This window comes from Pseudomonas sp. 05N434, assembly GCF_056396965.1.
The window spans coordinates 1-10,207 of sequence record NZ_JBFTMK010000118.1 but is presented as its reverse complement, the minus strand read 5'-3'; the positions used below and the strand labels follow the sequence as shown (position 1 = coordinate 10,207).

The 10,207-nt window shown below is 62.1% G+C and carries 12 protein-coding genes and 1 pseudogene; 11 read left to right on the top strand and 2 right to left on the bottom strand.

Annotation, left to right across the window (positions count from 1 at the left end):
• Together AC1DLB_RS10410 and AC1DLB_RS10405 are read right to left on the bottom strand one after the other, a co-directional pair.
• Nucleotides 1–328: pseudogene (locus AC1DLB_RS10410) on the bottom strand (cytochrome c oxidase subunit 3 family protein); the annotation flags it as partial.
• The gene (locus tag AC1DLB_RS10405; protein WP_413817535.1) at nt 312–1,094 is read right to left on the bottom strand and encodes a CbbQ/NirQ/NorQ/GpvN family protein; all 783 of its coding nucleotides are present in this window, start codon (nt 1,092–1,094) and stop codon (nt 312–314) included. The pseudogene AC1DLB_RS10410 and the gene AC1DLB_RS10405, both read right to left, overlap by 17 nt.
• Before the next feature lie 208 nt (nt 1,095–1,302).
• Between AC1DLB_RS10405 and AC1DLB_RS10400 the strand changes: the two genes are divergently transcribed.
• The 11 genes from AC1DLB_RS10400 to AC1DLB_RS10350 all read left to right on the top strand — a co-directional run.
• Nucleotides 1,303–2,994: a cytochrome D1 domain-containing protein gene (locus AC1DLB_RS10400; RefSeq protein ID WP_477743987.1), complete on the top strand. Its 1,692-nt coding sequence runs from the start codon at nt 1,303–1,305 to the stop codon at nt 2,992–2,994.
• Between the two features lie 24 nt (nt 2,995–3,018).
• The gene (locus AC1DLB_RS10395; RefSeq protein WP_192351166.1) at nt 3,019–3,333 is read left to right on the top strand and encodes a c-type cytochrome; all 315 of its coding nucleotides are present in this window, start codon (nt 3,019–3,021) and stop codon (nt 3,331–3,333) included.
• Nucleotides 3,334–3,348: 15 nt separating this feature from the next.
• The gene (locus tag AC1DLB_RS10390; RefSeq protein ID WP_018927781.1) at nt 3,349–3,675 is read left to right on the top strand and encodes a c-type cytochrome; all 327 of its coding nucleotides are present in this window, start codon (nt 3,349–3,351) and stop codon (nt 3,673–3,675) included.
• Entirely contained in the window at nt 3,672–4,850 is a 1,179-nt protein-coding gene (locus AC1DLB_RS10385) for a cytochrome D1 domain-containing protein (protein ID WP_477743986.1), read from the top strand. Before AC1DLB_RS10390 ends, AC1DLB_RS10385 begins: the two co-directional genes overlap by 4 nt.
• A gap of 1 nt (nt 4,851) precedes the next feature.
• A complete protein-coding gene (locus tag AC1DLB_RS10380; protein ID WP_111454567.1) occupies nt 4,852–5,310 on the top strand; it encodes an Lrp/AsnC family transcriptional regulator in 459 nt (152 codons plus the stop codon).
• The gene (gene ahbB / locus AC1DLB_RS10375) at nt 5,307–5,822 is read left to right on the top strand and encodes a siroheme decarboxylase subunit beta (protein WP_477784963.1); all 516 of its coding nucleotides are present in this window, start codon (nt 5,307–5,309) and stop codon (nt 5,820–5,822) included. The genes AC1DLB_RS10380 and ahbB (AC1DLB_RS10375) overlap by 4 nt, the downstream gene beginning before the upstream one ends.
• The gene (locus tag AC1DLB_RS10370) at nt 5,815–6,258 is read left to right on the top strand and encodes an Lrp/AsnC family transcriptional regulator (protein WP_086945734.1); all 444 of its coding nucleotides are present in this window, start codon (nt 5,815–5,817) and stop codon (nt 6,256–6,258) included. Before ahbB (AC1DLB_RS10375) ends, AC1DLB_RS10370 begins: the two co-directional genes overlap by 8 nt.
• Nucleotides 6,233–6,736: a siroheme decarboxylase subunit beta gene (gene ahbB / locus AC1DLB_RS10365; RefSeq protein ID WP_204125110.1), complete on the top strand. Its 504-nt coding sequence runs from the start codon at nt 6,233–6,235 to the stop codon at nt 6,734–6,736. The genes AC1DLB_RS10370 and ahbB (AC1DLB_RS10365) overlap by 26 nt, the downstream gene beginning before the upstream one ends.
• A 26-nt stretch (nt 6,737–6,762) precedes the next feature.
• Nucleotides 6,763–7,941: a heme d1 biosynthesis radical SAM protein NirJ gene (gene nirJ / locus AC1DLB_RS10360; protein WP_477743985.1), complete on the top strand. Its 1,179-nt coding sequence runs from the start codon at nt 6,763–6,765 to the stop codon at nt 7,939–7,941.
• Nucleotides 7,942–8,011: 70 nt separating this feature from the next.
• Entirely contained in the window at nt 8,012–8,848 is an 837-nt protein-coding gene (gene cobA, locus AC1DLB_RS10355) for a uroporphyrinogen-III C-methyltransferase (RefSeq protein WP_018927774.1), read from the top strand.
• Nucleotides 8,845–10,207: cytochrome D1 domain-containing protein (locus tag AC1DLB_RS10350; protein ID WP_477784962.1), on the top strand; the 1,363-nt coding region annotated here is incomplete at its 3' end. The genes cobA and AC1DLB_RS10350, both read left to right, overlap by 4 nt.

Below are 10,207 nucleotides of genomic sequence, written 5' to 3'. Positions count from 1 at the left end.
GTTTCAACACCACGTAGACGCTGCCGGCAAGCAACGCGGCCAGCAGAAGTACGGCGCCGTGGCGGGACCGGGAGCGCCTGACCTGCTCCTGAGCCAGCGCGGCGAACAGCCCGGCGGTGAGCAGGCTCAGGGTCATCGCCAGGCCGGTAGAGGTGTTGAGCAATTGACGGCTTTCACCAAACAACTGCGGCTTGAGTGCCTGGGTCACGGCGAACGCCAGAATCAGGATGGCGAACACCGACAACTCGGCCAAAATGAAAAACCACATCGCCAGATCGCCCGGCAGGTGGCCACGCGCAGCGCCCCTGGACTCAGCCGAAGTGGACATCAACCACGCCCATCAGCGCCGCAACCGTCAGCGGATCATCGCTCAGCGGCTCGGCCAGGCAGGCCATGCACGCTTCACGCGGGCTCATGCCGGAGCGGATCATTCGCGCGGTAAAAATCARCAGCCGTGTCGAGGCGACTTCCTCAAGATCATGTTGATCCAGCCTTCGCAGGGCCTGCCCCAACCTGACCACTTGCGCCGCCAGGGCGCTGTCCACCTGAGCCTCCCTGGCGACGATGCGCTCTTCATCGGCCACCGGTGGATAGCCGAAACGCATCGCCACGAAACGTTGTCGGGTGCTGGGTTTCATGCCTTTGAGCAGGTTCTGGTAGCCGGGGTTGTACGACACGACCAGCATGAATGAGGACGGCGCCTGCAACACTTCGCCGGTGCGCTCCAGGAACAACTCGCGACGATCATCGGCCAGTGGGTGCAGTACGACCACCGTGTCCTGCCGCGCCTCGACCACTTCGTCCAGATAACAAATACCGCCTTCACGCACTGCGCGGGTCAGCGGCCCGTCCTGCCACCAGGTGCCTTGGGCGCCAATCAGATGACGGCCAATCAGGTCGGCGGCACTCAGGTCGTCATGGCAAGCCACGGTGTACAGCGGTAGCTTCAGCCGATGGGCCATGTGCTGGACGAAACGGGTCTTGCCGCACCCCGTCGGGCCTTTGATCAGCACCGGCATGCCGTGTCGCCAGGCTTGCTCGAACAGCGCCTCCTCATTATTGAGCGGTTGATAGAAGGGTTCGCAAGACTGGATTCGGTCCATGGGCTGTCTGTTCCAAAAGCGGATTCAAGCCACACGCTACGGGCGCCTGCGACAACCTGGCAAGTGACATGGCCGGCAAACTTGATCGCGGTCAAGCAAGCATTGGCCTGCTCGGGCATAGCCTTGCACGGCACTAAGAACCTGCGTTCTGCGCTGCCGTTCCAGCACATCGCAAAGGTCTTGCCTGAGGAGAAATGGAATGCTGATCAGCAATAGAAAAACGTTTGCTCTGACTGTCGCCACATTGTGGTCGGCGCTGGCCCTTGCGGTGACTCATGCGGCCCGGGCCGAGGAACCCGCCACTGCTGCGGCCAGCCCGCTGATGGTCAAAACCGCCGGAGCGCCCGACATGAGTCAGGCCGAGTTCGACGCGTCCAAGGAAATCTATTTCCAGCGCTGCGCCGGCTGCCACGGCGTGCTGCGCAAAGGCGCCACGGGTAAACCACTGACGCCGGACATCACCCAGTCTCGCGGCCAACCGTATCTGGAGGCGTTGATTACCTTCGGTTCACCAGCGGGCATGCCGAACTGGGGAACATCCAATGCGCTGACCAAGGATCAGATCACGGCCATGGCCAAGTTCATCCAGCACACACCGCCCACGCCACCGGAATGGGGCATGGCCGAGACGCTGAAAACCTGGAAAGTGCTGGTCAAGCCCGAGGATCGTCCGAAGAAGCAACTGAGCAAACTCAATCTGCCCAACCTGTTTTCGGTGACGTTGCGCGATGACGGCAAGATTGCCCTGATCGACGGTGACAGCAAGAAAATCGTCAAGCTGATCGAGACCGGTTACGCGGTGCACATCTCGCGCATTTCTGCCTCCGGTCGCTACCTGCTGGTGATTGGTCGAGACGCCCGGATCGACATGATCGACCTGTGGCCGGTGGAGCCGACCAAGGTCGCCGAAGTCAAAGTGGGCATCGAGGCGCGCTCGGTGGAGACTTCCAAGTTCAAGGGTTACGAAGACAAATACACGGTCGCCGGCTCCTATTGGCCACCACAATTCACCATCATGGATGGCGAAACCCTGGAGCCAAAACAGATCGTCTCGACCCGCGGCATGACTGTCGACAAGCAGGAATATCACCCGGAACCCCGGGTCGCGGCGATCATCGCCTCCCACGAATGGCCGGAGTTCATCGTCAACGTCAAGGAAACCGGCAAGGTCATGCTGGTCAATTACCAGGACATCAAAAACCTCACCATCACCTACATCGATGCCGCCCCTTTCCTGCATGACGGCGGTTGGGACAGCACCCATCGCTACTTCATGACCGCCGCCAACAACTCCAACAAAGTCGCCGTGATCGACTCCAAGGATCGCAAGTTGGCCGCCCTGGTGGACGTCGGCAAAACCCCTCACCCGGGTCGTGGCGCCAACTTTGATCATCCTGTCTACGGCCCGGTCTGGGCCACCAGCCACCTGGGAGACGACGGTATCTCGCTGATCGGTACCGACCCGGCCAAACACCCGCAATACGCCTGGAAACAGGTCGCCTCGCTCAAGGGCCAGGGCGGCGGTTCGTTGTTCATCAAAACCCACCCCAACTCGCGCCACCTGTATGTCGACACCACCCTCAACCCGGACGCCAAGCTGAGCCAGTCGGTGGCGGTGTTCAACCTCGACAAACTCGACGCCGGCTACACCGTGCTGCCCATCGCCGAGTACGCCGGCATCAAGCAAGGCGCCATGCGGGTCGTGCAGCCGGAATACAACAAGGCTGGCGACGAGGTCTGGTTCTCCGTGTGGAGCGGCCAGTCGGACGAATCGGCGCTGGTGGTAATCGACGACAAAACCCTGAAGCTCAAAACAGTCATCAAGGACAAACGACTGATCACGCCCACGGGAAAATTCAACGTCTACAACACCCAACACGACATTTATTGAGCTCCATCAATGAAAGGAATCCTCATGAAAAATACCCTGCTTTCACTGATCGCCCTGACCGGCGCATTGAGTCTGCAACCGGTGGTGGCCCAAGACGCGCCGGAGCTGTTCAAGAGCAAACCCTGTGCAGCCTGCCATTCCATCGACACTAAATTAGTCGGCCCGGCACTCAAGGAAGTAGCCGCCCGGAACGCTGGCGTGGCCGGTGCCACGGACACCCTGGCCAACCACATCAAGAACGGTACGCAAGGCAACTGGGGCCCGATACCAATGCCGGCCAACCCGGTGACGGATGATGAAGCGAAGACACTTGCAACTTGGGTCCTGAGTCTCAAATAGCCAACGGAGGGCGCCATGATGGTTCATCGACACGCAGTGGTTCTGGCGGCCCTCCTCCTTTTTTGCGCGACCTCGGTTGCGGCGCCGAACGCCAAGCGTCAGGCCCAACTCGAGCACCTGCTGGCCCAGGATTGCGGCGCCTGCCATGGACTGCACATGACCGGCGGGCTGGGTCCCGACCTGACGCGCGCAACGCTGGCAGGCAAGTCCCGCGACAGCCTGATTGCCACCGTCACCCAAGGTCGCCCCGGCACCGCGATGCCCGGTTGGGCCCCGTTGCTCAGCCCGGACGACATCCGTTGGCTGGTTGATCTTCTTCTCCAGGGATATCCCGCACCATGATCCGTTCAACCCTGCTTTTAGCGGCGACCGGGCTGTTGTTGTCCGCCTGCGCTCAGTCACCCTTGCGTGGTACCGGCGATCTGGGCGTGGTGGTGGAGCGCACCACCGGTAGCGTGCAAATCATCGAAAGCGATACCCGCACGGCACTGGCCCGACTCGAAGGCTTCGGCGATCTGTCCCATGCCTCGGTGGTGTTTTCCCGCGACCAGCGTTATGCCTATGTGTTCGGCCGCGACGGCGGGTTGAGCAAAATCGACCTGCTGACCCAACGCATCGACCATCGCGTCATCCAGGGCGGCAACAGCATCGGCGGCGCCATCAGTCAGGACGGCAAGTTGATCGCAGTCTCCAACTACGTGCCCGGCGGCGTGAAGGTGTTCGATGCCGTCACTCTGCAACAGGTGGCCGATATTCCCGCGACACCGCTCGCCGATGGCAGCAAACGCTCACGGGTGGTCGGCCTGGTCGACGCGCCCGGACAGCGTTTTGTGTTCAGCCTGTTCGATACCGGCGAGATCTGGACCGCCGATTTCAGTCAGGGCAGCACGCCACGGATCAGCCGCTTCACCGGCATCGGCCAGCAACCCTACGACGCGCTGATTACCCCCGATGGTCGCTATTACATGGCTGGGCTGTTCGGCGAAGACGGCATGGCGCAACTCGACCTCTGGCACCCCGAGCGCGGGGTGCAGCGAGTGCTCGGTGATTACGGACGCGGCCAGGCGAAGTTGCCCGTCTACAAGATGCCGCATCTGGAGGGTTGGGCCGTTGCCGACAACCAGGCCTTCGTGCCCGCCGTCGGCCGTCATCAGGTGCTGGTGATGGATTCCCGCACGTGGCAGCAGACCGCTGCCATCCCGGTGGCCGGTCAACCGGTGTTCGTCACGTCGCGGCCGGACGGTCGGCAACTGTGGGTCAATTTCGCCTACCCGGACAACGATCGGGTCCAGGTCATCGACACCGAAACCCGTGCCGTAGTCGCCGATCTGCGACCGGGGCCGGCGGTGCTGCACATGGAATTCACCGCGCGCGGCGACCAGTTGTGGCTGTCGTTACGCGATGGCGATCAGGTTCAGGTCTGGGATCCGTACAGCCTGAAGCAGCTGAGCACCCTTCCCGCCACCGCGCCGAGCGGCATCTTCTTCAGCAGTCGCGCGCAGAAAATGGGCTATTGAAATGAACCTCGACCTGCTCAGCCGCCAACTGATCGACCGCTTCCAGCACGGCATGCCGTTGTGCCCGGAACCTTACAAGGAGATGGCCCGGATTCTCGGTTGCCGCGAGGCCCAGGTGATGGATTGTCTGGAAAAAATGGCTCAGGCCGGCCCCCTCTCACGCATCGGCCCGGTGTTCGAACACAGCCGCGCCGGGGCCAGCACCCTCGCCGCCTTCGCCGTGCCCGCCGAACGTCTGCAACAGGTCGCCGAGCGCGTCAGCCAGTATCCCGAGGTCAACCACAACTACGCACGGGAGCATTTCTACAACCTGTGGTTTGTGCTGACCGGGCCTGATCGCCCCCACATCGAACGTGTTCTCGAACAACTTGAGAACGAAACCGGCCTTGTTCCGCTGGATCTGCCGATGTTGACCGCTTACCGCATCGACCTCGGTTTTGCCTTGGGAGAAGGCCCATGAAGCCGGGATTGAGTCCCGAACAGACACAGGCCTTACGAAGGCACCTGGAAGACGGATTACCGCGTGTTTCGCGCCCCTATCAGGCCCTCGCGGAACGGATAAACGCCGACGAAAACCAGGTGCTCGCGCAGATGCACCAGTGGCACGAACAGGGGCTGTTTCGCCGGGTCGGCCTGGTGCTCAACCATCGCGCCCTGGGCTTTACCGCCAACGCCATGCTGGTGCTGGATGTTCCGGACGCGCTGATCGACGAWGTCGGCCAGCGCCTGGGGCGAGCGTCCGGTATCACCCTCTGCTATCAACGGCCACGGCGCCTGCCGCAGTGGCGCTACAACCTGTTCTGCATGGTTCACGGACGCCAACGCGCGCAGGTCGAGGCGCAGATCCAGGCGTTGCTGGAAGAACACTTGCTGAGTGACCTGCCCCATCAACTGCTGTTCAGCACCCATGCCTTCAAACAATGCGGCGGACGCTTTGTCGCCTCCTCAACGGGAACCAAGCCCCATGGATGATCTTGACCGTCGGTTGATCAACCGCTTGCAACTGGGCCTGCCACTGGTGCGTAACCCCTGGCAGGCGCTGGCCAGCGAACTGGACAGCAGCAGCCCTGAATTGCTCCACCGCCTCCACGAACTGCTCTGTGAAGGAATACTCACGCGCTTCGGCCCGATGTTCGACATCGAACGCCTCGGTGGCGCCTTCACCCTCGCGGCGCTGGCCGTGCCGGAAGAACGGTTCGAAGAGGTCGCCGAGCAACTGCATGCCCTGCCTGAAGTGGCGCACAACTATCGACGCGAACACGCCTGGAACATGTGGTTCGTGCTCGCCTGCGCGACCGAACAAGACGTCACCGAAACCTTGCAATACATCGAAACCCTGACCGGTTTGCCGCTGCTCAACTTGCCTAAAGAGGAGACTTACCATGTCGGTCTGTACTTCCCGGTCTGAAGACACCCTGGCGCACCGGCTGATTGAACTGACCCAGGCCGGCTTGCCGCTGCTGGATGACCCGTGGGCCTGGCTCGCCGAACAGCTGGACCTGAGCATCGAATCCACCCTGGATCTGCTCAAGCGCCTGCAGGCCGAGGGCGCGATCCGGCGCATCGCCGCTGTCCCCAACCACTATCGCCTGGGCTATCGCTACAACGGCATGACCGTTTGGGATGTGCGCGACACCGACATGCCGCGCCTCGGCGCGCTGATCGGCGCACAGCCTTTTGTCAGCCACTGTTATCGACGCCCGCGACGAACCGCGTGGCGCTACAACCTGTTCGCCATGGTGCACGGTCGCAGCCGCGAGGAAATCGACAGCTACCGCGAACACCTGCGCTACTTGCTGGGCGACGCCTGTGTCGCCGACGAGATGCTGGTGAGCAGTCGCATCCTGAAAAAAACCGGATTACGGCTACCACCAGTGCCACGCTGAACACGCGCTGGTTCAAGGAGAGTTGCATGTTGAGGATCAGCCAATACCTGCGTGCCCTGACCGGCCAGGTGCCCGCCCCCAGAACCAGCCCACCGGGCAGCAACCGGCCGCCGGTGGTGATCTGGAACCTGCTCAGGCGCTGCAACCTGACCTGCAAACACTGCTACGCCACGTCCGCCGACAGCGTCTTTCGCGACGAACTGGATACGCCCGCCGCGCTGACCGTGATCGACGATCTGCACGATGCCGGCGTGAAGGTATTGATTCTTTCCGGCGGTGAACCCCTGCTGCATGACGATCTGTTTGTGCTCAGCGCCTATGCCCGCACAAAGGGTTTCTTTGTGGCTTTGTCCACCAACGGCACATTGATCGATGAGCAGAACATTGCGCAGATCCGCGCAGCGAATTTCGACTATGTGGGGATCAGCATCGATGGCCTGGAAGCCACCCACGATGCGTTCCGCCAACTCAAGGGCAGCTTCGCCAGTTCCATGCGGGCGATCCGGCTCTGTCGCGAACAGGGCATTCGCGTCGGCCTGCGCACCACCCTGACCCAGGAGAATCATGCGCAGCTGCCGCAATTACTGGCACTGATGCGCGAATACGACGTGCAGAAGTTTTATCTGTCGCACCTCAACTACAGCGGTCGCGGCAAACGCAGCCGCCAGCTCGACGCCCGGCAGCAGATGAGCCGCCAGGCGATGACGCTGATCTTCAAACGGGCCTGGGAAGACATTCAGCACGGTCGCGACAGCGATTTTGTCAGCGGCAACAACGATGCCGACGCCATTCTCCTGCTGCAATGGGTAGGCCTGCATCTACCCGAGCATTACCGGCGCCTGGAACACATGCTCCGCGCCTGGGGCGGCAATGCCTCGGGCAGCGGCATCGCCAACATCGACAACACCGGCGAAGTTCACCCCGACACCTATTGGTGGCAGCACTCGGTGGGCAATGTCCGGCACACACCGTTTCGCACGCTGTGGATGGACCGCCCGGACGCCTTGTTGCAGCAACTGCGCGCGCATCCTCGCGCCGTGGGTGGCCGTTGTGGCCAATGCCGCTGGCTCAGCATCTGCAACGGCAATACCCGCACCCGCGCCTGGGCCGAGGGTGATCTCTGGGGCCAGGACCCCGGTTGCCACCTCAGCGATGAAGAAATCGGCGTGTCGCCCTTACCGACCATCCCTTGCGTCATGCACTGAAGCACCCGCCTGGCGAGCCATCTGACAAAGGATGGGGCCGGCCCACCTGATGAAGTACCAAGGACGTCCCATGCATCCATCGATTATTTTACCGGCTGCACTTGAGTCCCCGTTCAGACCGGGCGAAGTTGCCCTGGTCGGCGCTGGCCCCGGCGATCCACGCTTGCTGACCCTGCGCGCCTGGAGCCTGTTGATGCAAGCCGACGCCGTGGTTTACGACCGCCTGATCAGCCCCGAGCTGCTGGCATTGATCCCCCTCACCTGCGCCCGGCATTACGTCGGCAAGGCCAGCGGCTGCCACAGCCTGCCTCAGGATCAGATCAACGAACTACTCGCCGACCTCGCCGATCTGGGGCAGCGTGTGGTCCGGCTCAAAGGTGGCGACCCGTTCATCTTCGGCCGTGGCGCCGAGGAACTGGAGTACCTGCTGCAACGCAACATTGACTGCCAGGTCGTCCCCGGCATTACTGCCGCCTCCGGGTGTAGCGCTTACGCTGGCATTCCACTGACCCATCGGGAGCTGGTCAACTCCTGTCGATTCATCACCGGGCACCTGCAACACGATGGTGAGTTGCAATTACCCTGGAGCAGCCTCGTCGACAGCAGCCAGACCCTGGTGTTTTACATGGGGTTATCMAATCTCGGGATTATCGCCCAGCGCTTGATCGAAGCYGGAATGCCCGCCGAGACACCGGCGGCGCTGATCAGCAATGGCACGCGTCCCGACCAGCAYGTTGCMCGAGGCAGGCTGCACCAATTGCCGACCCTGGCGCGGGAATGCCCACCTGGCATTCCGACGCTTGCGGTGATCGGCAAAGTGGTCGATCTGTTCGCTGCCCAACAACAGGAATTCCCGGCGCGCTTTTACCCCGCAGCGCTGCAACGCCAGCGCAAGGTGGCGATATGAGGCGCATGGTGCTTGGCCCATTGTTATGGATCGGTGCGGCTCACGCCGGTGCAGCGACTCCGCCCTCCGACGTGGCCGCCAACCTCTACCAACAGCATTGCCAGAGCTGCCATGGCGCCAATCGTCTCGGCGGTACGGGACCGGCCTTGCTGCCGGAAAGCCTGAGCCGGATCAAACCCGACGAAATCCGCAGCGTGATCCAGGACGGTCGTCCCGCGAGTCAGATGAGCGGGTATGCCAACGTGTTCAACGCCACGCAGATCGACGCGTTGGTGGACTACCTCCAGCAACCACCCGCCACCCCACCCACCTGGAGCAACGATGACATTCGCGGCAGTCATTCGATTCTCGCCGATATCAACAAACTGCCCGACACACCCCAGCATCGCGCCGATCCCCTGAACCTGTTTGTGGTGGTGGAAGCCGGTGATCATCACATCGACATCCTCGACGGCAACCGCTTTGAAGTGCTGGCTCGGTTCTCTTCGCACTTTGCAGTGCATGGCGGGCCGAAGTTTTCGCCGGACGGACGCTTCGTCTACGTGGCTTCTCGCGATGGCTGGATCAGCCTGTATGACTTGCATAACCTGAAACTGATCGCCGAGGTCCGCGCCGGGCTCAACACCCGCAACYTCGCGGTGAGCAAGGACGGCCGATGGGTGCTGGTGGGCAACTACCTGCCTGGCAACCTGGTGGTGCTCGATGCCCGTGATCTGTCATTGGTCAAAACCATTCCGGCGATCGGCCAGGACGGTACCGCGTCACGGGTCAGCGCGGTCTACACCGCGCCGCCACGGGACAGCTTCATCGTAGCGCTCAAGGACGTGAAGGAAGTCTGGGAACTGCCCTGCACCGGCACACCGGATTTCGAACCGCGACGGATCCACGCCGAAGATATGCTGGACGACTTTTCCTTTTCACCGGACTACAAGCAACTGCTGGCCACGTCGCGCGCGGCCAAGGGCGGTCAGGTGATCGACCTCGACAGTGGCAAGGTGGTCACCGACATTCCACTGCCGGGCATGCCGCACCTGGGGTCCRGGACCTACTGGAAACGTAACGGTGAGTGGGTGTTCGCCACGCCGAACATCAGCAAGGGCCTGATCTCGGTCATCGACTTCAAGACCTGGAAACTGCTCAAGGAAATACCGACCCTGGGGCCGGGCTTCTTCATGCGCAGCCACGTCAACTCGCGGTATGCCTGGACCGACGTGTTCTTCGGCCCCGACAACGATGCGATCCACCTGATCGACAAACAGACCCTGGAAATCGCTCACACCCTGCGCCCGATGCCCGGAAAGACCGCCGCCCACGTCGAATTCACCCGCGACGGTCGCTACCTGCTGCTGAGTATCTGGG